General features: G+C 68.7%; 22 protein-coding genes and 1 tRNA gene. 19 read left to right on the top strand and 4 right to left on the bottom strand.

Annotation, left to right across the window (positions count from 1 at the left end; genetic code table 11):
• Positions 1-46 precede the first annotated feature (46 nt).
• Positions 47-121, bottom strand: a tRNA-Thr gene (locus RCAP_RS12695).
• Positions 122-243: 122 nt separating this feature from the next.
• Between RCAP_RS12695 and RCAP_RS19645 the strand changes: the two genes are divergently transcribed.
• The 7 genes from RCAP_RS19645 (at position 244) to RCAP_RS12665 (ending at position 5062) form a co-directional block, all read left to right on the top strand.
• Positions 244-405 (top strand): hypothetical protein, encoded by a 162-nt coding sequence (locus RCAP_RS19645; RefSeq protein ID WP_013068271.1) that lies wholly within the window; start codon positions 244-246, stop codon positions 403-405.
• Positions 406-409: 4 nt separating this feature from the next.
• On the top strand, positions 410-1678 hold the full coding sequence (murA, locus tag RCAP_RS12690; protein ID WP_013068270.1) for a UDP-N-acetylglucosamine 1-carboxyvinyltransferase: 1269 nt from the start codon (positions 410-412) through the stop codon (positions 1676-1678).
• Positions 1675-2154, top strand: coding sequence for a DUF2948 family protein (locus RCAP_RS12685; RefSeq protein ID WP_013068269.1), 480 nt, complete (start codon positions 1675-1677; stop codon positions 2152-2154). Before murA ends, RCAP_RS12685 begins: the two co-directional genes overlap by 4 nt.
• Before the next feature lie 12 nt (positions 2155-2166).
• Complete coding sequence (locus tag RCAP_RS12680) at positions 2167-2643, top strand: GNAT family N-acetyltransferase (protein ID WP_013068268.1); 477 nt, start codon at positions 2167-2169, stop codon at positions 2641-2643.
• A 174-nt stretch (positions 2644-2817) separates the two neighbouring features.
• The gene (hisD, locus tag RCAP_RS12675) at positions 2818-4134 is read left to right on the top strand and encodes a histidinol dehydrogenase (protein ID WP_013068267.1); all 1317 of its coding nucleotides are present in this window, start codon (positions 2818-2820) and stop codon (positions 4132-4134) included.
• Positions 4131-4610, top strand: coding sequence for a UPF0262 family protein (locus RCAP_RS12670; protein ID WP_013068266.1), 480 nt, complete (start codon positions 4131-4133; stop codon positions 4608-4610). Before hisD ends, RCAP_RS12670 begins: the two co-directional genes overlap by 4 nt.
• Positions 4610-5062: an arsenate-mycothiol transferase ArsC gene (locus tag RCAP_RS12665; RefSeq protein WP_013068265.1), complete on the top strand. Its 453-nt coding sequence runs from the start codon at positions 4610-4612 to the stop codon at positions 5060-5062. The genes RCAP_RS12670 and RCAP_RS12665 overlap by 1 nt, the downstream gene beginning before the upstream one ends.
• Here the strand turns inward: RCAP_RS12665 and RCAP_RS12660 are convergent.
• Positions 5047-5439, bottom strand: coding sequence for a winged helix-turn-helix transcriptional regulator (locus RCAP_RS12660; RefSeq protein ID WP_013068264.1), 393 nt, complete (start codon positions 5437-5439; stop codon positions 5047-5049). The two genes, RCAP_RS12665 and RCAP_RS12660, sit on opposite strands and share 16 nt — an antisense overlap.
• 86 nt (positions 5440-5525) lie before the next feature.
• On the opposite strand from RCAP_RS12660, the gene RCAP_RS12655 reads away from it, so the two are divergent.
• The 9 genes from RCAP_RS12655 to RCAP_RS12615 all read left to right on the top strand — a co-directional run bounded on the left by RCAP_RS12655 (position 5526) and on the right by RCAP_RS12615 (position 11439).
• On the top strand, positions 5526-6359 hold the full coding sequence (locus RCAP_RS12655; protein ID WP_013068263.1) for an NAD(P)H-binding protein: 834 nt from the start codon (positions 5526-5528) through the stop codon (positions 6357-6359).
• A 280-nt stretch (positions 6360-6639) separates the two neighbouring features.
• A complete protein-coding gene (locus tag RCAP_RS12650) occupies positions 6640-7071 on the top strand; it encodes a ketosteroid isomerase-related protein (protein WP_023911706.1) in 432 nt (143 codons plus the stop codon).
• Positions 7071-7652 carry a GNAT family N-acetyltransferase gene (locus RCAP_RS12645; protein ID WP_013068261.1) on the top strand — a complete coding sequence of 194 codons (582 nt, stop codon included), beginning with the start codon at positions 7071-7073 and terminating at the stop codon, positions 7650-7652. The genes RCAP_RS12650 and RCAP_RS12645 overlap by 1 nt, the downstream gene beginning before the upstream one ends.
• Positions 7649-8551: a carbon-nitrogen hydrolase family protein gene (locus tag RCAP_RS12640; RefSeq protein WP_013068260.1), complete on the top strand. Its 903-nt coding sequence runs from the start codon at positions 7649-7651 to the stop codon at positions 8549-8551. The genes RCAP_RS12645 and RCAP_RS12640 overlap by 4 nt, the downstream gene beginning before the upstream one ends.
• Before the next feature lie 82 nt (positions 8552-8633).
• Positions 8634-8852 carry a translation initiation factor IF-1 gene (gene infA, locus RCAP_RS12635; protein WP_013068259.1) on the top strand — a complete coding sequence of 73 codons (219 nt, stop codon included), beginning with the start codon at positions 8634-8636 and terminating at the stop codon, positions 8850-8852.
• A complete protein-coding gene (locus tag RCAP_RS12630; RefSeq protein ID WP_013068258.1) occupies positions 8849-9424 on the top strand; it encodes a Maf family protein in 576 nt (191 codons plus the stop codon). The genes infA and RCAP_RS12630 overlap by 4 nt, the downstream gene beginning before the upstream one ends.
• On the top strand, positions 9421-10461 hold the full coding sequence (locus RCAP_RS12625; RefSeq protein ID WP_013068257.1) for a ribonuclease E/G: 1041 nt from the start codon (positions 9421-9423) through the stop codon (positions 10459-10461). Before RCAP_RS12630 ends, RCAP_RS12625 begins: the two co-directional genes overlap by 4 nt.
• Positions 10458-10631: a DNA gyrase inhibitor YacG gene (locus RCAP_RS12620; protein ID WP_013068256.1), complete on the top strand. Its 174-nt coding sequence runs from the start codon at positions 10458-10460 to the stop codon at positions 10629-10631. Before RCAP_RS12625 ends, RCAP_RS12620 begins: the two co-directional genes overlap by 4 nt.
• Before the next feature lie 97 nt (positions 10632-10728).
• Positions 10729-11439, top strand: a complete 711-nt coding sequence (locus tag RCAP_RS12615) for a response regulator (protein ID WP_013068255.1) — start codon at positions 10729-10731, stop codon at positions 11437-11439.
• Positions 11440-11449: 10 nt separating this feature from the next.
• Here the strand turns inward: RCAP_RS12615 and RCAP_RS12610 are convergent, their stop codons facing one another.
• The gene (locus RCAP_RS12610; RefSeq protein WP_013068254.1) at positions 11450-14083 is read right to left on the bottom strand and encodes an ATP-binding protein; all 2634 of its coding nucleotides are present in this window, start codon (positions 14081-14083) and stop codon (positions 11450-11452) included.
• Complete coding sequence (locus RCAP_RS12605; RefSeq protein ID WP_013068253.1) at positions 14080-15495, bottom strand: ABC transporter substrate-binding protein; 1416 nt, start codon at positions 15493-15495, stop codon at positions 14080-14082. The genes RCAP_RS12610 and RCAP_RS12605 overlap by 4 nt, the downstream gene beginning before the upstream one ends.
• A 68-nt stretch (positions 15496-15563) precedes the next feature.
• On the opposite strand from RCAP_RS12605, the gene ptsP reads away from it, so the two are divergent.
• Genes ptsP through RCAP_RS12590 form a run of 3 tightly spaced genes read left to right on the top strand, consistent with a single transcriptional unit; the run spans position 15564 to position 20749 of the window.
• A complete protein-coding gene (gene ptsP / locus RCAP_RS12600) occupies positions 15564-18047 on the top strand; it encodes a phosphoenolpyruvate--protein phosphotransferase (protein ID WP_013068252.1) in 2484 nt (827 codons plus the stop codon).
• Positions 18044-18994, top strand: coding sequence for a 1-phosphofructokinase (gene pfkB, locus RCAP_RS12595; protein ID WP_013068251.1), 951 nt, complete (start codon positions 18044-18046; stop codon positions 18992-18994). Before ptsP ends, pfkB begins: the two co-directional genes overlap by 4 nt.
• 18 nt (positions 18995-19012) lie before the next feature.
• Positions 19013-20749, top strand: coding sequence for a PTS fructose-like transporter subunit IIB (locus RCAP_RS12590; RefSeq protein ID WP_013068250.1), 1737 nt, complete (start codon positions 19013-19015; stop codon positions 20747-20749).
• The last annotated feature ends 113 nt before the right edge of the window (positions 20750-20862 follow it).

Raw genomic sequence — 20862 nt, 5'->3', positions numbered from 1 at the left:
GCAGCAGCCACCATCTCCGCCTAACCAATTGATTTTTTGGGAGGGATGGTGCTGCAAGAGAGGATTGAACTCTCGACCTCTCCCTTACCAAGGGAGTGCTCTACCACTGAGCTACTGCAGCATCCGGCGCTTTCACGCTGGTCGCTTCCGACCGTGGCGCGGATTTAGACGACTCGGGCGGGGTGCGCAAGCCAAATATTCACCCTCTCTCGACACATTTCATCGGCCTCGCTAAAAGGGCCCATGACAAAGGACAGCTCCGGCCGGAAAACACCCCCCGACGCCACGCGCGAAGAGCGTCTGGCCGCCGCCCTGCGCGCCAATCTGACGCGGCGCAAGGCGCAGGCACGGGCGCGCTCGGCCGAAGACAACAACAAGACGGCCGAAACCGGCCCGGAGGAGTGAGCGAGTGGACAGCATCCTTGTGCGCGGCAACGGGCCGCTTTCCGGGCAAATCCCGATCGCGGGGGCCAAGAACGCCTGCCTGGCGCTGATGCCCGCGACGCTGCTGTCGGAAGAACCGCTGACGCTGACCAATGCGCCGCGGCTCTCCGACATCCGCACGATGACGCAGCTTCTGGCCAGCCTCGGCGCCGAGGTGACCGCGCTGCAGGACGGCAAGGTGCTGGCCACCTCGTGCCACGGCGCGATCAACCCGGTCGCCGATTATGACATCGTGCGGAAGATGCGGGCCTCGAATCTGGTGCTGGGCCCGCTTCTGGCGCGGCTGGGCCATGCGGTCGTCTCGCTGCCGGGCGGTTGCGCGATCGGGGCGCGGCCGATGGACATTCACATCGATGCGCTGACCGCTTTGGGCGCCGAGATCGAGCTGAAGGAAGGCTATCTGCACGCCCAGGCCCGCGGCGGGCTGAAAGGGGCGGTGCACGAGATGCGCTTTGCTTCCGTCGGCGCGACCGAGAATTTCCTGATGGCGGCGGTTCTGGCCAAGGGCACGTCCGTGCTGAAAAACGCCGCGCGAGAGCCCGAAATCGTCGATCTGGCCCGCTGCCTGCGCGCGATGGGGGCCGAGATCGAGGGCGAGGGCACCTCGGACATCACCATTCAGGGCGTCGACCGGCTGCACGGGGCAACCCATCCCGTGGTCACCGACCGGATCGAGCTGGGCACCTACATGCTGGCGCCTGCGATCTGCGGCGGCGAGGTGGAATGCCTGGGTGGCCGGATCGCGCTGGTCGAAAGCTTCTGCGAGAAACTGGATGCCGCCGGGATCTCGGTCGAGGAAACCGCACGCGGGCTGAAGGTGAAACGCAAGAACGGCCGCATCCGCGCCGTCGATGTGGTGACCGAGCCTTTCCCGGGGTTCCCGACCGATCTGCAGGCGCAGATGATGGCGCTTTTGTGCACGGCCGAGGGGACTTCGGTGCTGGAGGAGCGCATTTTCGAGAATCGCTTCATGCATGCGCCCGAGCTGGCGCGGATGGGGGCACGGATCGAGGTGCATGGCGGTGTTGCAAAAGTGCATGGCGTCGACCGGCTGAAAGGCGCCCGGGTCATGGCAACTGATTTGCGGGCCTCGGTTTCCCTGATTCTGGCCGGCTTGGCCGCCGAAGGCGAGACAGTGGTCAGTCGTGTTTACCACCTTGATCGCGGCTACGAACGGGTGGAAGAAAAGCTGCGCGCCGTCGGGGCGCAGATCGAACGGGTGAAGGGCGAATGAGCCGGGATGCACGGTTTGACGACGGGGCCGAAGCGCCGCTGAGCCTGCGCGCGGAAAGCGCGGCGGATCTGGGCGTGCTGGCCGCGCTGGTTCAGGATGCCGTCCTGCCGGTGACCGAAATCCGCTACGAGCCGAAAGCCCGGCGGCTTTCGATGCTGCTCAACCGCTTCCGCTGGGAGGACAAGGCCGCAGCCGAGGCCGAGGGCCGCCCCTACGAGCGGGTGCAGGCGCTGCTGGTGCTCTCGGATGTGATCCAGGTCGCCTCGCAGGGGTTTGACCGCAAGGACCCGGATCTGGTGCTCTCGCTGCTCGACATCGGCTTCGAACCGGAGGCCGAGGGGGCAGGGCGCGTGGTGATCACCCTTGCGGGGGATGGTGCGATTGCCGCGGGGGTCGAATGCCTGTCCGTCGATCTGCGGGATGTGACGCGGCCTTACCGGGCCGTTTCGGGGCAGGCGCCGACCCACCCGGAATAGAAGGCCCAGACCATGATCCGTCCTGCAAGATCCGAGGAACTTCCCGTCCTGTCGGCGGTCATCGGCGCCTCGATCACCGCCCTGTGCCGGGCCGATCACCGCGACGACCCGGAGCGCATCCGGCCCTGGGTCGCCTCGAACAGCCCGAAGGCGCTGGCCTCGATCCTGAACGACGCCGACCAGCGGCTGTTCGTTGCGGAACCCGAGGGCATCGTCGCCGTGGGCGCGATCGACTGGCGCCACCAGCCCGACGGAGAGGGCCGGATCCGGCTGCTCTTTGCCGCCCCCGAAGTGCAGGGCAAGGGCTGCGGCCGCGCGCTTCTGGCGGCGCTGGAAGAGGAATTGCGCGCCGTCGGCCGTGTCGAGGCGCGGCTGACCGCCACCAACACCGCGCTTGGCTTTTATCGCCGTCAGGGCTGGCAGATGGATGACCGCGGCGGCGGCGGTGGCTGGCTGCTGGGCCACCCGCTGCACAAGCGCCTGATCTGAAACGCCGCGCCCGGCCCGCAAGGCAGAGGCGTATTTGCGCCAAGAAGAAACGGCATGGGTTTTTTCTTGGAACAAATACGCCCTTGCGCGATGGATGCCGCAGGGCGGGGCCGCGCGCGAAGCTTGCCCCGCGTCCCGCTTCGCTCTATCCCCTTGGTCCAGAAGGAGCCCATGATGCCGCATTTCCTGACCACCGACGCCGATGATTTCGAGACCCGTTTCACCGCCCTTCTGGGGATGAAGCGCGAGGACAGCCCCGATGTCGATGCGACGGTGGCCGCGATCATCGCCGAGGTGCGCGACCGCGGCGATGCGGCGGTGATCGACTACACCTCGAAATTCGACCGGCTCGACCTGACCCCCGCGACGCTCGCTTTTTCGAAAGCCGAGATCGCGGCCGAAATCGCCCGCGTGCCCGCGGCCGAGCGCGCGGCGCTGGAACTCGCGGCAGAGCGCATCCGCGCCTATCACGCCCGGCAGATGCCGGTGAGGGAAGAGCGCTGGACCGAGGCCTCGGGGGCGGAGCTGGGCTGGCGCTGGTCGCCCGTTTCGGCCGCCGGGCTTTACGTGCCGGGGGGGCTTGCCTCCTATCCCTCGTCGGTTTTGATGAATGCGATCCCGGCCAAGGTGGCGGGGGTGGAGCGGCTGGTGGTCGTCTGCCCGACGCCCGGGGGCGCGGTCAATCCGCTGGTGCTTCTGGCGGCCGAGATCGCCGGGGTGGACACGGTTTACCGCATCGGCGGGGCGCAGGCGGTGGCGGCGCTGGCTTACGGCACGGCGACGATTGCGCCCGTCGACAAGATCACCGGGCCGGGCAACGCTTTCGTGGCGGCGGCGAAGCGGCGGGTCTTTGGCCGGGTCGGCATCGACATGATCGCCGGGCCCTCGGAAATTCTGGTGATCGCGGATGAGACCGCGAACCCCGACTGGGTGGCGCTGGATCTGCTGAGCCAGGCCGAACACGACCAATCGGCGCAGGCGCTGATCCTGACGCCGGATGCCGGGTTCGCGAAAGCCGTGACGGCGGCGGTGGAAAAGCGGCTGGAAACGCTGGAGCGGCGCGCGATTGCAGGCGCCAGCTGGCGCGATTTCGGCGCGGTGATCGTCACCCGCGATCTGGCCGAGGCGGCGATGCTTTCTAACCGCGTCGCCCCCGAACACCTTGAGCTGTGCGTCGCCGACCCCGAGGCGCTGTCTGCCCGGATCACCCATGCCGGGGCGATCTTCCTTGGCCAATGGACGCCCGAGGCGATCGGCGATTATGTCGGCGGGCCGAACCACGTTCTGCCCACGGCGCGCTCGGCGCGGTTTTCCTCGGGCCTTTCGGTGATGGATTTCCTCAAGCGCACGACGCTCGCCAAAATGACGCCCGAAGCCCTGCGCGCCATTGGCCCCGCCGCCGAGACGCTGGCGATTTCGGAAAGCCTGCAGGCGCATGGGCTTTCGGTCCGCGCGCGTCTGGATGCCCTGAACGAAAGGGGGACGCCATGAGCCGCATCACCCGTCTGGACATCGACGATTCGGGCCTGCCCGCGCCGACGCCCGAAATCGAACAGGAACGCCGCGTCGCGGTCTTTGACCTGCTCGAGGACAACAGCTGGGTGATCCCCGGCCGGGACGGCGGTGCCGCGCCCGAGGGGCCCTTTGCGCTGACGCTCTCGGTGCGCGACGGGCGGCTGGTCTTCGACACCTGTCTGGAAACCGGCGCCAAGGTGGCGGAATTCCATCTGTCCTTCGGCCCGTTCCGGCAGGTGGTGAAGGATTATTTCCAGATCTGCGAAAGCTATTTCGAGGCGGTGAAGAAACTGCCGCCCAGCCAGATCGAGGCGGTCGACATGGCCCGGCGCGGCATCCACAACGAGGGCGCCCGCGTGCTGCAGGAACGCCTGACCGGCAAGGCCGAAATCGACATCGACACCGCCCGGCGGCTCTTCACCCTTGTTTGCGTGCTGACCCCGGTAAGCTGATGGGCAAGCTTCCCAACGCCGTCCTGTTCTGCTGCGACCATAACGCGACGCGCTCGCCGATGGCCGAGGGGATGATGAAGCAGTTCTACGGCCGCGAGGTCTATGTGCAGTCGGTGGGGGTCAAGGCCGATCTGGACACCGACGGATTCGCGATTGCGGTCTGTTCCGAAATCGGTGTCGACCTGGAACGGCATCAGGCCAGAAGTTTCCATGAACTCAAGGAGATGGGCGACGATCTGGGGGCCTTTGATCTGGTCATCGCGCTTTCCCCCGCGTCTTACCATCAGGCGCTCGATCTGACGCGGTTTTACCACATCGAGGTCGAGCACTGGGCGATCATGGACCCGACGGGGCTGGGTGAGGGGCGCGAGGCGCGGCTGCATTACTACCGCCAGACCCGCGACCAGATCCGTGATCATATCCTCGCCCGTTTCGGTCAGCCCAAGGCCTGAGCCTGTTCCGCCCGCTGCGCCAGCAGATCGGGCAGATGCGTCTCGATCCAGTCGGCCAGCGCAAAGACCCGCGTGGCGATTTCCCAGCCCGCGGGCGTCAGGCGGTAATCGACGCGCGGCGGCACCTCGCCGTGATCGTGCCGCACCACCAGCCCGTCGGCCTCCAGCACCTGCAGCGTCTGCGCCAGCATCCGTTCCGAAATCCCGCCGATCTTGCGGCGCAGCTGCGCGAATCGCAGCGTTTCGCGGCCAAGGGCGATCATCACAAGGCCGCCCCAGCGCGAGGTGACATGCTGCAGGATCTGCCGCGACGGGCAATCGGGGACCAGAACATCTCCGCGGGGCAGTTCTGCAAGGACGGCGGGGGGGCTGTGCATGTTTTTCGGATACTTACATTCATGTGGGTACTTACGTTTTGATAGCACCTGTGGCCAGATCGGGCAAGTCAACGAAAGGAATGCCCATGACCATCGCCGTCTCTGCCGCCACCGGACAACTGGGGAGGCTTGTCCTTGCCGCGCTGAAAGCCCGCGGCGCCGCACCCATCGCCCTTGCCCGCACGCCCGCGCGCATCGCGGGATACGAGGCCCGCGCCTTCGACTATACCGCCCCCGATGCGGCGGCGCTGGCGGGCGTCGAGGTGCTGGTGCTGATTTCCAGCAATGATTTCAACGACCGCGCCGGGCAGCACCGAAGCGCGATCGCGGCGGCCAAGGCCGCGGGCGTGGGGCGGATCATCTATACCTCGGTGCTCAAGGGCGAGGCCTCGCCGATGACGCTGCTCGCGGCCGATCACATCGCGACGGAAGCGGCGCTGAAGGCCTCGGGCGTGGCCTGGACGATCCTGCGCAACGGTTGGTACACGGAAAACCTGACCGGCAATCTGGGCGCGGCGCTGGACCACGGGGCGCTGATCGGGGCGGCGGGCGAGGGGAAATATGCCGCCGCGCCGCGGGCCGATTATGCCGAAGCCGCGGCGGTGGTGGCGCTGGCGCCGGGGCACGAGGGGCAGGTCTACGAACTGGCGGGGGACACGGCCTTTACCATGGCCGAGCTGGCGGCCGAGGTCGCGGCGCAAGCGGGCAAGCCCGTCGCCTATGTGAACATGACGCAGGCGGATTATGCCAAGGCGCTGGAGGGCTTCGGCCTGCCCGCCGCCTTTGCCGCGACGCTGGCGCAATCCGATGCGGTGGTGGGCACGGCCGGGGCGCTTTACGACGACAGCCAGACCCTCTCGCGGCTGATCGGGCGGCCGACGGTGCCGATGGCGGAAACCGTGCGGGCGGCGCTGGCATGAGCTGACCTTGGCCAAGGCCATCGCCTTGGCCATGCGTCACAGAGGTCCTGTGACCCCCGAGGGCCCAAAGGCCCTCGGGCAGCAGCCGGCCGGCGGGCGCTTCTCGGCCGCGGGCCGGGCGCTGCCCTCTGTGGTGCGGGCTGAAGCGGTCATGCCGCAACCGGGCGCTGCGGGCGGGGAAACGCGGGTCGCGTTTCCTATTCCGCCCGAACCCCATGCCGCTTTTGCCCCATGCCCTGCCGGTTCCAAGGTTTGACCAAACCGGCCGCCCATGCCACAGATGGGGGATCAGATGGAGGACCCGATGCCCCGCGCCGCCGCCCTTGCCGTGATTTCCGCCTATTACGACGCTTTCAACCGGGGCGACACCTCGGCGATGGAGGCGCTTCTGACCGAGGATTTCGAACATCACGTCAACGAGGGCGACATTCGCCGCGGCATCGAAAAGTTCCGCGATTTCAACGCCCACATGACCCGCTGTTACCGCGAGAAGCTGACCGACATCGTGGTGATGGCGAATGATGCGGGCAGCCGCGCGGCGGCGGAATTCACCGTGCACGGCAGCTACATCGCCACCGACGACGGCCTGCCCGAGGCCCGCGGCCAAAGCTACATCCTGCCCGCGGGCACCTTCTTCACCCTGCGCGGCAACCGCATCCAGCGCGTCACCACCTATTACAACCTGGCCGACTGGATCCGTCAGGTCCGCTGATGGAGGTGCGGGTTCTGACCGGCCCGGCGCTGGATGCCGCGCTGGAGGATGTCGCGGCGCTGCGCATCGCGGTCTTTCGCGACTGGCCCTATCTGTACGAGGGCGCGCTTGACTATGAACGCCGCTATCTCGACAGCTACCGAACCTCTCCGGGCGCGGTCGTCGTGGGCGCCTTTGACGGGCCGCGGCTCGTTGGCGCCGCCACCGGCACGCCGCTGGAAGATCACGCGGAAGATTTCGCCGCCCCCTTCGCCCTGACCGGCCTGCCGCTCGAGACGGTCTTTTACTGCGCCGAATCGGTGCTTTTGCCCGAGTATCGCGGCCGGGGCCTGGGCCACGCCTTTTTCGACGCGCGCGAGGCCCATGCACGGGCGCTTGGCCGCCGCTTCAGCGCCTTTTGCGCGGTGATCCGCCCCGCAGATCATCCGCTCAGACCCGCGACCTATCGCCCGCTCGATGCGTTCTGGCGCAAGCGCGGCTATGCGCCCCTGCCCGGCGTGATCGCGCATTTCCGCTGGACGGATGTCGGCGCGGCGGGCGAGACTGCGAAACCGCTGCAATTCTGGGGGAGGAAGCTGTGAGACATGTCACCATCGCCGCGGCGGCCTATCCGCTCGACTGGGCCGAGGACTGGGCCGCCTACGAGGCGAAGACCCGCGCCTGGGTGCAGATGGCGGCCTTGAAGAAAGCCGATCTGCTGGTCTTTCCCGAATATGCGGCGATGGAACTGGCGAGCCTGGGCGGGGCCGAGGTCGCCGCCGATCTGACCCGCGCCGTCACCGAAGTCCTTTACCACCGCGCCGCGATGGAGCGTCATTTCGAGGGGCTGGCCATCGAATTCGGCCTTTACATCCTGGCCCCCTCGGGCCCGGCGCAGGACGGCTATGATCTGCGCAACCGCGCGGTGCTGTTCGGCCCGGCGGGGCGGATCGGCCATCAGGACAAGGCGATCATGACCCGCTTTGAACGCGAGGACTGGACCATCGGCCCCGGGCGGGGACTCACCCTCTTTGACACCGGCATCGGCAAGATCGGCATCGTGATCTGCTATGACAGCGAATTTCCCCTTTTGTCGCGGGCCTTGTGCGAGGCGGGGGCGGAGATCCTGCTGGCGCCGAGCTGCACCGATGCGGCTTCGGGCTACAACCGGGTGCGGATCGGGGCGCAGGCGCGGGCCTTGGAAAACCAGTGCGTGACGGTGCAGGCGCCGGTTGTCGGGCTGGCGCCCTGGTGCCCCGCGGTCGATGAAAACCACGGCGCCGCAGGGATCTACGGGCCGCCCGACGCGGGCTGGCCCGAGGATGGCGTGATCGCGAGGGGCGGCTATGACGAACCCGGCTGGGTCGTTGCCACCGTCGATCTGGACCAGGTCACGCACAGCCGCCGCGACGGTTCGGTGCTGCTGTTTCAGCACTGGTCCGAGCAACCCTTGCAGGCGGTGCAGATCCGCACCGTGGCCGAATCCCCTCGCAAATCTTGACATTGCCCTTGAATTCTGCCTTTAGCGGGCGCAAAGAAAGCGCGCCCGCCGCCTCCGTGCGGGTATCCCCAATGGAGTGACCATGGCCAAGGAAGAAATGCTCGAATTCCCCGGCGTCGTGAAGGAACTCCTGCCGAATGCGACGTTCAAGGTCGAGCTGGAAAACGGCCATGAGATCATCGCGCATATGGCAGGCAAGATGCGGAAAAACCGCATCCGCGTTCTGGCAGGCGACCGGGTGCAGGTGGAAATGAACACCTATGACCTGTCCAAGGGTCGCATCAACTACCGCTTCAAGTGAAGCTCATCCTCGGATCGGCCAGCCCGCGGCGACGCGAGCTTCTGGGTCAGCTGGGTCTGACCCCGGCCGAGGTCCGCGTTCCCGACATCGATGAAACCCCCGCGCGCGGTGAAGATGCCCGTGCCTATGTCGCGCGCATGGCCCGCGAAAAGGCCGCCGTGCTGGATTGCGGCGCGGAGGAGGTGATCCTGACCGCCGATACCACCGTCACCTGCGGGCGCCGGATCCTGGGCAAGCCCGCCGATGAAAAGGAAGCGGCCGAGTTCCTGTGGCTGCTTTCCGGCCGTCGCCATCATGTGCTGACCGCCGTGGCGGTGCGGACAAGTGCCGGTCTGCGCGAGCGGCTGGTGGATACGGTGGTGAAATTCCGTCCGCTCTCGAACACCGAAGTGAACGGCTATCTTGCGTCCGGCGAATGGCAGGGCAAGGCGGGCGGCTATGCGATTCAGGGCCTGGCCGGGGCGTTCATCCCCTGGCTGCAGGGCTCGTTCACCGGCGTCGTCGGCCTGCCGCTGGCCGAGACCGCCGTGCTGTTGCGCGCGGCGGGCGTTGCGGTGGGAGAAGGCGCATGAAGGGTCGGATCGTGGTTCTGGGCGCCATCGGCGGGCTTGAGGCCGCCGCGCTGATGGTCGATGGCCAGCTGGAAGATCTGCTGGTCGATGTGTCCGATGCGATGGCTTTGGCGCCCGGTGCGATCTGCCGCGCGAAGATCGAACGCCCGATGAAGGGGCAGGGCGGTCTGTTCGTCGCCCTTCCGGGCGGTGAAAAAGGGTTCCTGAAAGACGCCAAGGGGCTCTCGCCGGGGCAATCGGTTCTGGTGCAGGTCTCGGGCGGGGCGGAACCTGGCAAGGCCGTGCCGGTGACGCTGCGGCTTCTGTTCAAGGGCCGCTACGGCATCGTCACCCCCGGGGCGCCGGGGCTGAATGTTTCGCGCCGCATCCGCGAGGAAGACACGCGGGAAGGTCTGCAGGCGCTTGCAGGCGTGGTGATGGAGGGCTCGGACATGGGCCTCATCCTGCGCTCGGCCTGCGAGGGCGCGGAAGAGGGTGAGATCGTCGAGGATATCGCAGGCCTGCGCGAGCTGGCCGAGGCGGTTTTGGCCGATCTGGACGGCGCCCCGGAATTGCTGGTCGATGCCCCCGCGCCGCACGAGGAAGCCTGGCGCGAATGGGCCGATCCCGCCCCCGACGAGGTGGTGGAGGGCTTTGAAGATCATGGCGTTCTGGAGGCGATCGACGCGGTTTTGACCCCGCGCGTGGCGCTGCCGGGCGGCGGTCACATGATGATCGAGCCCACGCGCGCGCTGGTGGCCGTGGATGTGAACACCGGCCCCGACACCTCGCCCGCCGCGGCGCTCAAGGCGAATATTGCCGCCGCCCGCGATCTGCCGCGGCAGTTGCGGCTGCGGGGTCTGGGCGGTCAGGTCGTGGTCGATTTCGCGCCGATGCCGAAGAAAGACCGTCTGGTGCTGGAACAGCAACTACGCACCGCCTTCAAGGGCGAGGCGGCGGAAACCAGCCTTGCGGGCTGGACGCCGCTGGGGCTTTTCGAACTGGTGCGCAAGCGCGACCGCGTGGCGCTGACCTCTCTGCTGGCGGGGCGGACATGAGCTGCCCGATTTGCGGCAAGGCGACGGCGGCGAACTACCGCCCCTTCTGTTCCAAACGCTGCGCCGATGTCGATCTGGCGCGCTGGCTGAACGGCAGCTATGTCATCCCCGGCGACATCGCCGAAGCGGAAGACCGGCCGGGCGAAGACCCCGCAGGCCCGGTGCAATAACCCTGATTGCGGAAATGCCCCCTGCGAGGACGAGTGTGCCGCAAGGCTGGCGGGCCGGGCGATCCCTTCTTATGCTGCGACGGGGGAGGCCTGCGGCATGGTGAGGATTCTGATCGTCGATGACGACCCGGATGTGCGCGAGCTTGTGCGTTACGAGCTTGAATCGCGCGGCTGGGAGGTGAGCGAGGCGGCGACCGCGGCCGAGGTGGCGCCCGCGCTGGCGGCGGCGGCGCCCGATCTGATCCTGCTCGATCTGCGCCTGCCCGATCAGGACGGGCTGACCTTGGCCGCGCGGCTGCGGGCGGCATCCGCGATTCCGATCATCATGCTGACCGGGCTGGGCGGCGATGTGGACCGGATCGTCGGCCTGGAAATGGGCGCCGATGATTACGTGGTCAAACCCTTCAATCCGCGCGAATTGGTGGCGCGGATCAAGGCGGTGCTGCGCCGCTCGGGCGCGGCTGCGGTGCCGGTCGAGCTGACCGAACATGACCGGCGCAGTTTCGCGGGCTGGGTGATCGACCTGACGGCGCGCAGCCTTGAAACCCCCGCGGGGCAGGGCGTGGCGCTGACCAATGCGGAATTCCTGCTGCTCGAGGCGTTCGTGCGGGCGCCGCGCTGCGTGCTCAGCCGCGATCAGCTTCTGGAACGCACCCGGGCGGATGGCGGCGAGGTTTTCGACCGCACCATCGACGTGCTGATCTTGCGGCTGCGGCGCAAGATCGAGCCCAATCCGCGCGCGCCGCAGCTGATCCGCACCGAACGCGGCGCGGGCTATGTGCTGGATGCCGAGGTGAAGCGGCTCTGATCTTCCAGCGTCAGGCGGATCGCGGCGGCCAGAACTCTTCGGGGACGGGTTTTCGAAGCAGATTCGGCAGATCCGCCCCCGCCTTGCCCGGCGCCCCCGAGGTGAAGAGCACCGGCAGGCCCGGGCGCAGCGCCTGCGCCTCTTCGGCCAGCCTTCGCCCGCCCAGCCCGGGCATCGCCAGATCGGTGTAAAGCAGGTCGATTTCCGGGATTTCCTTCAGCATTTCCAAGGCGGTCAGCCCGTCGGGCGCGGTCACCACGGCATGGCCCAGACGGCGCAGTTGATCGGCGGTGATCTCCAGCAGGTCGGCGTCGTCATCGACGGCCAGAATGCAGGCCTCGGCGCTGTCCAGCCCTTCGGGGCGCGCGGGGGCCTCGGGGGCGGTGCTCTCGGGCAGGCGCAGGCTGACGCGGGTGCCCGCGCCCGGGGCGCTCTCGATCGTCACCGTGCCGCCCGATTGCCGCACGAAACCATAGACCATGGACAGGCCCAGCCCGCTGCCCTTGCCCACGGGTTTCGTGGTGAAGAAGGGCTCGAAGACCTGTTCCAGAAGGTCGGGCGGGATGCCCGCGCCGGTGTCGGCGACCGCCAGCTCGACAAAGCCGTCCGCGGCCCGGCGCGTGATGACGGTGATTTCGCCCGCTCCCTCCATCGCGTCGCGGGCATTCACCGCCAGGTTCATCAGCGCGTTTTCCAGCTGCCCCGGATCGACCCGCACCCGCGGCAGATCCGCGGCAAGATCCGGCGTGATCCGCATCCCCGACCCAAGGCTGGATTGCATCAGATCGAGCATCCCGCGCACAAGGCCGTTCAGATCGACATTTTCCGGCGCAAGGCGCTGGCGGCGCGAAAAGGTCAGCAGACGATTGATCAGCCCGGCGGCGCGGTTGGCGGCGGAAAGACCGCGCTCCGCGCGGGCCTTCAGCGCGGGGGTTTCCACCAGTTCCCGCGCCAGAATGTTCAGATTGCCGATGATCACCGCCAGGATGTTGTTGAAATCATGCGCGATCCCGCCCGTCAGCTGGCCCACCGTCTCCAGCTTTTGCGCATGCAGAAGCTGGCTTTGCGTCGCCCGGCTTTCGGTCACATCCATGTGGATCGTGGCGAAGCCGCCCATCGGGATCGGGTTCGAGCGCAGCTCCAGCACCCGCCCCGAGGGAAAGCGCATCTCCACCCGCGTCGGCCCGGCCAGCCGCCGCGGCACCAGATCATCCAGATCGACCGGCGTGCCGTCGGGCAGGCTGGCCTGCACCCCGCGCGCCACCAGCATCCGGTTGATCCGGGTGATCGTCGGGGCGGCGGCGACATCTTCGGCGGTGAAATCATGCAGCGCCAGATATTGCGGATTGCAGGCCACCAGCCGCCGGTCGCCGTCAAAGACGGAAAAGCCGTCCTTCATCGTCTCGAAGGTCGCCAGCAGCAGGCTTGATCGTTCCGCCAGTTCCCGGTCGAGCTTTTCCACCTGCGCCGAGTTTTCGCGAAAGACGGTGAAGGCGCGGGCCAGATCGCCGATCTCGTCGGCGCGGTTGGCACCGGGCACGGTGGCGTCGCGTTCGCCCGCGGCCAGCCGCACCATCGCCGCCGTCACCCCGCGCAGATTGCGCGAGAGCGGCCGGATCACCAGACCATAGGACAGCCCCCCGGCGATCAGGATCACCGCAAGGCCGATCGCGGCGAATTGCGCCGTGCGTTCCAGGATCGTGCGGCGCAGGTTTTCGGTCACCTCGGCGGTGGTGCGGCTGGCGGCCAGCACCCGGGCATCGACCGCGGCTTTCAGATCCGCGGCCCGTGCGGCGGCGGCGCGCAGATCGGCCTCGGCGGCGCTGCGGGCGGTCATCTCCTGCGTCTGCAGATCGAAGATCCCGCCCGGCGCCGCCTGATCGCGAAAGCTGGCCAGCGCCCGGCCGAAATCGGCGCGCAGGCCCGCGGGCAGGGCCGCGCCGGTGGCCTCAAGCTGCGCCAGCGTGCGCCGATAGGCGTCCCGGCCCCGCTGCAGCGCCTGCGCCTCGCGGGCGTCGCCCGCCAAGAGCAGCTCCGACATCGCCCGGTCGGTCAGCCGTTCGGCGGCCAGAAGCGGCGCCTGAGACCGGACGGCGGTGCGGTAGATCTCCGGGTCGGGCAGGGTCTCGCCCGCGGTGATCGCCTCGACCGCGAGGATCGAGGGACCCAGAAGCTGGCGCAGAAAATCCTGTTGTGCCAGCATCTTCGCCCGCTCCGCCGCGCGCAGCGTCGCAAGGCCGCGCAGCCGGTCGAGATCGGTGGAAAGTGCGCGCAGCCGTGCCGCCAGTTCGGCCGACAGCGTCGCGATCTGATCGGGGCTATCCGTGGGCGCGGCCGCGCGCAGGGCGCCCATCTGCTCGGCAAAGGCGGCCAGATCGGCGTCGATGGCGCGTTGCGCCTCGCTCAGCGCCGCGGCGGTGCTGGCGGCCATCAGGCTGGCGCCGCGGCTTTGCAGTCGGTCGCCGATCCGCGCCAGACGCAGCGCCGCCGCCATCGCGGGCACGTCGCGGCCGGTCACCGTTTCCGCCGCCTCGCCGATCTGATCCAGCGCCCGGATCGCCGCAAACCCCGCCAGCGCCATCGCCAGCGTCGAGAGCGCGACGATCAGCAACAGCCGCCCCTGAATGCCGCGCCACAGGCTCATGGCGCCGCCTCCAGCCCCATCGCCTCGCGGTAGTGGCGGCGCTGGCTGGCGCGGCCAAGCCGGTCGGTGATCCGGTCCCAGTCGGTCGCCGCCGCCGCCAGAGCCGCCTCGGGGGTGATCTCGCCCGAGAGCACCCGGCCAAGACGGGCATCGAGCGCGGCCATGTAGGCGGGATAGCCGGGCAGGCGCAAATCCGGCGCGGTCTGCGGCGCCGACAGGCTTTCGCGCAGCACCGACAGGTAATCCGCCGCCGCCTGCGCCCCCATCAGGGTCGACCAGCCCGCGGTGTCGTCCAGCTGCGACAGCCGATAGGGGTTGAAGCCCGAAGCGCCCGTCATCACGTCGCGCGTGGCCCGCGCCGGATCGGCCAGGAAGGCGATGTAATCCCAGGCGGCCTTCGGATCGGCGGCCCCGCGCGGCACCACCGCGATCCAGCCGCCAAAGGCCAGGAACGGCACCGGGCGCGGCGCGGCCAGCCGGTCCCAGCGCTTCGCGACCGGGTTCCAGACCTGATCGGTGCCGGGCAAGGCAAAGAACCCGACCCGGTCGCGGATTTTCGAACTCGCGGGATCAGTCGCCACCGTGCCGATATCGGACCAGTCAAGCGCCATCGCCGCCGCTCCGGCGGCAAATTCCGTCCGCACGCCATGGCTGGGCAAGGCAGGTCCCGGCGCGGTCGCGAGCGCATCAAGATAATCGTGCAACGCCCGCACCCAGGCCGGGTTGTCGATCTCGGGCGCCATCGTGTCCGGGTCAAAGAAGAAATGCCCCGGATGGTCGGGATGGGCGGTATAGGCGGCGGCGTGGGAAAACAGCGACCAGAGCCGTTGCCCGTTCTCGGCCGAGGCCTCGAGCGTGCCCGCCACGCCCCGGGCGCGGAAAAAGGCGGCGATGCGGGCGTAATCCTGCCATGTCCGGGGCGGTTCCAGCGCCCGGCCGGTCTGCGCCCGATAGGCGGCCTGCGCGGCCCGGTCCTCGAACAGATCGCGGCGATAGGCGCCCATGTGCAGATCGCCGTCCAGCGTCACCGCCAGCCACTGGCCCCGCCAGCGCATCTGCCGGTCGCGATAGGCGGGGTGGATGCCCTGCACCAGCGGGCTTTGCACAAGGTCGTCCGGCACCGGCATCAGATAGGGCGCGACATCGGGCAGCCAGTCGGCGGGCAGGATCAGCACATCGGCGGGGGGGCTGCCGGTGACGAAGCCCATCATCACCGCCCCGTAAAGCGCGTCAAAGGGGCGGGGCGTCACATGCACCGCCACGCCGGTTTCGCGCGCGAACTCTGCCCCATGGGCGATGGCCGGGCCCGCAATCGGGCCGCCGTCGCGGGTCAGCACCTCGAGCGCCTCGGCGCGGGTCAGGCTCAGCGCCAATATGACAATTGTTACAAGCCGGGCCGTCACGGGCGACATACTCCATTCATCTGCCGGGCGCTTCGTCGCCTGCAAGAGCATCGCACATCCGATGCCGAGGAGGAACCGTGATACCCCTGACCAGCGAACTTGTGGCCATCGGCAAGACGGCCACCGACAAGGCCGATGCCATCGCGCAGGCCGTCGACCTGCTCACCGCGGCGGGCAAGATCGACCCGCGCTACGGCCAGAGCATGATGGGCCGCGAGGCCGTCGCGAATACCTTTCTGGGCAACGGGATCGCTATACCGCATGGCCTGCCGCAGGACCGCGACCTGATCCATGACACGGCGATTGCGGTGGTGCAGCTGCCCGCGGGGGTCGAATGGGCGCCGGGCGACACCGCGCGTCTGGTCGTCGCGATCGCGGCGAAATCGGATGAACACCTGCAGGTGCTGAGCAACCTGACCGACGTTCTGGGCGACGAGGCCGAGGCCGAGCGGCTGGCGACGACGCTGGACGCCGCGGTGATCGTGGCGCGGCTGACCGGGGCGGCGGCGCCCGTGGCGGCCCCGGCCGAGACGCCCGCGGATTTCGCGCAGGGCATCGACGTGGTGGTGACGGGCGCGCATGGGCTGCATGCCCGGCCCGCAACGACGCTGGTCGATCTGGCCAAGGGTTTTGCGGCCGAGATCCGCATCCGCAACGGCGCCAAGGTCGCGAATGGCAAAAGCCTGATTTCGCTGCTCAATCTGGGCGCGGCGCAGGGCGCGGCCCTGCGCATCAGCGCCGAAGGGGCAGATGCGACCGCGGCTTTGGCGGCGATCGCCGCGGCCTTTGAGGCCGGGCTTGAAGACGAAGAAGATACCGGTGCGGCGGCCCCCGAAGCCGCGACGCCCGGTCTGACGGGGGCGGGGGCGTCGATGGCATCCTACGAGGGGCGCACCCTTGTGGGCATCTCCTCCTCGCCGGGCTACGCGCTTGCCCCCGTCTTCCGCTTTGCCCGCGACGAGGTGGTCTTTGACACCGACGCCGCGGATGCGGCCTTTGAAACCGACCGGCTCGACACCGCGCTGCAGACCGCCTGGCACGAGCTGGAAGAGCTGCACGACGAGGTCTGGAAGACATCCGGCCCCGCCCGCGCCGCGATCTTCCGCGCGCATCAGGAGTTTTTGCACGACCCCGAAATGGTCGCCGAGGCGAAGGCGCTGATCGGGCAGGGCCGCTCGGCCGGGTTTGCCTGGCACCGGGTCTTTTCCGACCGCGCCGACATGCTGGGGGCGATGAAGGATGCGGTGCTGTCGGGCCGCGCCATCGATCTGCGCGATGCGGGCCAGCGCGTGCTGCAGCATCTGGGCCGGGTGCGGACGGGCGAGACGCATCTGCCCACCGCGCCCTGCATCCTTCTGGCCGATGACCTGACGCCCTCCGATACCGCGCGGCTCGATCCGGCGCTGGTGCGGGGCCTTGCCACGGCGCAGGGCGGGCCGACCTCGCATACCTCGATCATTGCCCGCGCGCTCGATATTCCGGCGGTGGCGGGGGTCGGGCCGCGGCTCCTTGATCTTGCGACCGGCACGCCGGTTCTGCTGGATGGCGGCGCGGGCGTGATCGTCGTGGCTCCGACCGAGGCTGACAAGGCCCGGGCCGAGACCGCGATGGCGGCGCTGACGGCGCAACGCGAGCTGGAGGCGCGCGAACGCTACAAGCCCGCGCTGACGGTCGATGGCGCGCGTGTCGAGGTGGTCGCCAATATCTCCGACGTGGCCGAGGCCATCGCCTCGGTCGAGGCGGGGGCCGAGGGCGTGGGGCTTTTGCGCACCGAATTCCTGTTCGTGAACCGCGAGGCCCCGCCCGGCGAAGACGAACAGCTGGCGATCTATGCCGCCATGCTTTCGGCGCTGAACGGGCTGCCGATCATCATCCGCACGCTGGATGTGGGCGGCGACAAGGAAATCCCCTATCTGCGCATGCCCGTTGAACAAAACCCGTTCCTGGGCGAGCGCGGCATCCGCTTTTGCCTGTCGCACGAAGACCTGTTCCGCACCCAGCTGCGGGCGATCTACCGCGCCTCGGCCGGGGGGCAGGTCCGCATCATGTTCCCGATGATCGCGATGATCGAGGAGCTGGAAACCGCCCGCCGCATCGCCGAGGAGGTCCGGCTGGAGGTCGGCGCCGCGCCGGTCGAGATCGGCATCATGATCGAGATCCCCTCCGCCGTGATGATGGCGCCGGAACTGGCGAAACGGGTCGATTTCTTCTCGATCGGCACGAATGACCTGACGCAATATGCGCTGGCGATGGACCGGATGCATCCGGTGCTGGCAAAACAGGCCGACGGGCTGCATCCGGCGGTGCTGCGGCTGATCGACAGCACCGTGCGCGCGGCCGAGGCCGCGAGGATCTGGGTCGGCGCCTGCGGCGGCATCGCGGGCGATCCGGTGGGGGCGGCGGTGCTCTCGGGGCTGGGGGTGCGGGAACTCTCGGTCTCGATCCCGGCGGTGGCGGGGATCAAGGCGCAGCTGCGCCACTCTGCGATGGCGGAAAACCGGGATCTGGCGCGCCGCGCGCTGGCCTGCACGACCGCGGCCGAAGTGCGGGGGCTGAAATGACGCTGCGCATCGCCACGGTTTCGCTCAATTCCGCCGTCGATCAGACGGTGACCGTGCCGGGCTTCACCGCCGATGCGGTGAACCGGGTGGCCGCCTCGCGCATCGATGCGGGCGGCAAGGGGGTCAATGTCGCCTCCTTCCTGGCCCATGTCGGCCACGGGGTCGCGGTGACCGGGTTGCTCGGCGCCGAGAATGCGGCGCTGTTCGCGCGCCATTTCGCGGCGACGGGGCTGGTCGATGCCTGTCAGCGTCTGCCCGGCGCGACGCGGACGAATGTGAAGATCGTCGATCCGCTGCAAGATCAGGTCACCGATCTGAACTTTCCGGGCATCGCCGCCGGGCCTGCCGATCTCGACGCCGTGGCCGCGACCCTGACCGAGCTTCTGGCGCAGGGCCTGGATTGGGTTGCGCTGTGCGGCAGCCTGCCCGCGGGGATCGGCGCCGAGGCCTATGCCGAACTGGCGGCCCTTGCCCGCAAGGGCGGCGCGCGGGTGGCGCTGGACACTTCGGGGCCCGCGCTCGGTCTGGCGCTGGCGGCACGGCCCGACATCGTCAAGCCCAATGTCGCGGAACTGGGCGCGCATCTGGGCCGCACCCTGACCGGCCTTGAGAGCGTGCGCGAGGCCGCGCGCGATCTGGCGGCCTCGGGCGTCGGGCTGGTCGCTGTCTCGATGGGGGCGGGGGGCGCGGTACTGGTGCGCGGCGCCGAGGCGGTGCTGGCGATCCCGCCCGCAACCCCCATCGCCTCGACCGTGGGGGCGGGCGACGCGATGGTGGCCGGGCTGATCCATGCCGCCACCCTTGGTCTCGACCTGGCCGAGACCGCCCGTCTGGCCACCGCCTTTTCGCTGGGCGCGCTGGGCGAGATCGGCCCGCATCTGCCGCCGCCGGAGCGCCTTGCCGCGCTGGCCCGCACCGTCACCGTCAAAACGCTGCCGCCCGTCTGAGCCGCAGGGGAGGAACCCATGTCGAAGATCGTTGCCGTGACCGCCGGGGCCAAGGGCGTCGCGCATACCCATCTGGCCGCCGAGGCGCTGAGCGCCACCGCGCAGGCGCTGGGCCATCAGATCCGTGTCGAACGCCACTCTGCCGAGGGCGTCGAGGCGCCGCTGCAGGGGGCCGAGATCGCCGCCGCCGATGTGGTGCTGATCGCCGCCGACCTCCGCATCGAGGATGTGCGCTTCGTCACGAAACCCGTTTACCGGACCTCGACTGCCCGCGCCGTCACCCAGACGGCGGCGGTTCTGGCCGAGGCCCTTGCCCTGACCGGAGAGGAGACCCCGCAAATGACGACAGATACAGGCCAAAGGCCGCTCAGGGTGGTGGCGATCACCTCCTGTCCGACCGGCATTGCCCATACGTTCATGGCGGCCGATGCGCTGAAAAAGACCGCCGCCGCCCGCGGCTGGGAAATCGCGGTCGAGACGCAGGGCTCGGTGGGCTCGCAAAACGCGCTGAGCGCGGCGCAGATCCAGGCCGCCGATCTGGTGGTGATCGCGGCCGACACCCATGTCGATGACAGCCGCTTTGCCGGGAAAAAGGTCTACAAGACCTCGGTCGGCGCGGCGGTGAAGGGCGCGGCCAAGGTGCTCGATGCGGCCCTGGCCGAAGGCGTCGTGCTGGGCACCAACCTGGCCGACACGGTCGATGCGCTCAAGGCGCAACGCGCCGCGACCCGCTCGGGCCCCTATATGCACCTGCTGACGGGCGTGTCCTACATGCTGCCGCTGGTGGTGGCGGGCGGTCTCTTGATCGCGCTTTCGTTCGTCTTCGGGATCAAGGCCTTCGAGGTCGAGGGCACGCTGCCCGCGGCGCTGATGGCGATCGGTGGCGGCGCCGCCTTCAAGCTGATGGTGCCGGTTCTGGCGGGCTTCATCGCCTATTCGATCGCCGACCGTCCCGGCCTGACCCCGGGTCTGATCGGTGGCATGCTGGCGGTGAACCTGAATGCCGGGTTCCTAGGCGGCATCGTCGCGGGCTTCCTGGCGGGCTATGTCGCGCGCTGGCTGCGCGATGCGATCAAGCTGCCGCGCACGCTGGAAGGGCTCAAGCCCGTCCTGATCCTGCCGCTGCTCTCGACCGCGATCACCGGGCTGATCATGGTCTATGTCGTCGGCACGCCGGTGGCGGCGATCCTGGCCGCGATGACCGCCTTCCTGCAGGGGCTGGGCACCACCAATGCCGTCGTTCTGGGCCTGATCCTTGGCGGCATGATGGCCGTCGACATGGGGGGGCCGATCAACAAGGCCGCCTATACTTTCGCCGTCGGCCTGCTGACCTCGAGCACCTATGCGCCGATGGCCGCCGTGATGGCCGCGGGCATGACGCCGCCGCTGGGTCTGGCGCTGGCGACGCTGGTTGCGAAGAACCGCTTCACCGCGGAAGAACGTGAAGCCGGGGGCGCCGCCGCGGTGCTGGGCCTGTCCTTCATCACCGAAGGCGCCATTCCCTTTGCCGCGAAAGACCCGGCCCGGGTGATCCCCTCGATCATCGTCGGCTCGGCGATCACCGGGGCGCTGTCGATGGCGCTGGGTTGCCTGCTGGTCGCGCCGCATGGCGGGATCTTCGTGCTGGCGATCCCGCATGCGGTGACGAACCTCGGGCTTTATGCGCTTTCGATCGTTGTCGGCACGCTGGTGACGACGGGTCTGCTGATCGCGCTGAAAAAGCCGATCCCGGCTGAAGAGCGCGCCCGCAGTTGATCGGGCAAGGCCGCGAACTCAAGGCCGACGGTCCCCGGATCGTCGGCCTTTGGCTGTCCGCCGGGCAGAAAATCATGAAAATACGTCAGAGATTCAATCGCGTTTCGCAAAAA

Origin of the sequence: Rhodobacter capsulatus SB 1003 (assembly GCF_000021865.1) — a bacterium.
In the GTDB taxonomy this organism is placed as follows: domain Bacteria; phylum Pseudomonadota; class Alphaproteobacteria; order Rhodobacterales; family Rhodobacteraceae; genus Rhodobacter; species Rhodobacter capsulatus_B.
Note: the sequence above shows the minus strand (reverse complement) of the source record. Positions and strands in the feature narration are given on the sequence as shown.

Excerpts from the sequence above, each read along its gene's own strand:
- RCAP_RS19645 (WP_013068271.1), top strand. The coding sequence starts at position 244 with ATGACAAAGGACAGCTCCGGCCGGAAAACACCCCCCGACGCCACGCGC.
- RCAP_RS12685 (WP_013068269.1), top strand. The coding sequence starts at position 1,675 with ATGAGCCGGGATGCACGGTTTGACGACGGGGCCGAAGCGCCGCTGAGC.
- RCAP_RS12680 (WP_013068268.1), top strand. The coding sequence starts at position 2,167 with ATGATCCGTCCTGCAAGATCCGAGGAACTTCCCGTCCTGTCGGCGGTC.
- hisD (WP_013068267.1), top strand. The coding sequence starts at position 2,818 with ATGCCGCATTTCCTGACCACCGACGCCGATGATTTCGAGACCCGTTTC.
- RCAP_RS12670 (WP_013068266.1), top strand. The coding sequence starts at position 4,131 with ATGAGCCGCATCACCCGTCTGGACATCGACGATTCGGGCCTGCCCGCG.
- RCAP_RS12665 (WP_013068265.1), top strand. The coding sequence starts at position 4,610 with ATGGGCAAGCTTCCCAACGCCGTCCTGTTCTGCTGCGACCATAACGCG.
- RCAP_RS12660 (WP_013068264.1), bottom strand. The coding sequence starts at position 5,439 with ATGCACAGCCCCCCCGCCGTCCTTGCAGAACTGCCCCGCGGAGATGTT.
- RCAP_RS12655 (WP_013068263.1), top strand. The coding sequence starts at position 5,526 with ATGACCATCGCCGTCTCTGCCGCCACCGGACAACTGGGGAGGCTTGTC.
- RCAP_RS12650 (WP_023911706.1), top strand. The coding sequence starts at position 6,640 with ATGGGGGATCAGATGGAGGACCCGATGCCCCGCGCCGCCGCCCTTGCC.
- RCAP_RS12645 (WP_013068261.1), top strand. The coding sequence starts at position 7,071 with ATGGAGGTGCGGGTTCTGACCGGCCCGGCGCTGGATGCCGCGCTGGAG.
- infA (WP_013068259.1), top strand. The coding sequence starts at position 8,634 with ATGGCCAAGGAAGAAATGCTCGAATTCCCCGGCGTCGTGAAGGAACTC.
- RCAP_RS12625 (WP_013068257.1), top strand. The coding sequence starts at position 9,421 with ATGAAGGGTCGGATCGTGGTTCTGGGCGCCATCGGCGGGCTTGAGGCC.
- RCAP_RS12620 (WP_013068256.1), top strand. The coding sequence starts at position 10,458 with ATGAGCTGCCCGATTTGCGGCAAGGCGACGGCGGCGAACTACCGCCCC.
- RCAP_RS12615 (WP_013068255.1), top strand. The coding sequence starts at position 10,729 with ATGGTGAGGATTCTGATCGTCGATGACGACCCGGATGTGCGCGAGCTT.
- RCAP_RS12610 (WP_013068254.1), bottom strand. The coding sequence starts at position 14,083 with ATGAGCCTGTGGCGCGGCATTCAGGGGCGGCTGTTGCTGATCGTCGCG.
- RCAP_RS12605 (WP_013068253.1), bottom strand. The coding sequence starts at position 15,495 with ATGTCGCCCGTGACGGCCCGGCTTGTAACAATTGTCATATTGGCGCTG.
- pfkB (WP_013068251.1), top strand. The coding sequence starts at position 18,044 with ATGACGCTGCGCATCGCCACGGTTTCGCTCAATTCCGCCGTCGATCAG.
- RCAP_RS12590 (WP_013068250.1), top strand. The coding sequence starts at position 19,013 with ATGTCGAAGATCGTTGCCGTGACCGCCGGGGCCAAGGGCGTCGCGCAT.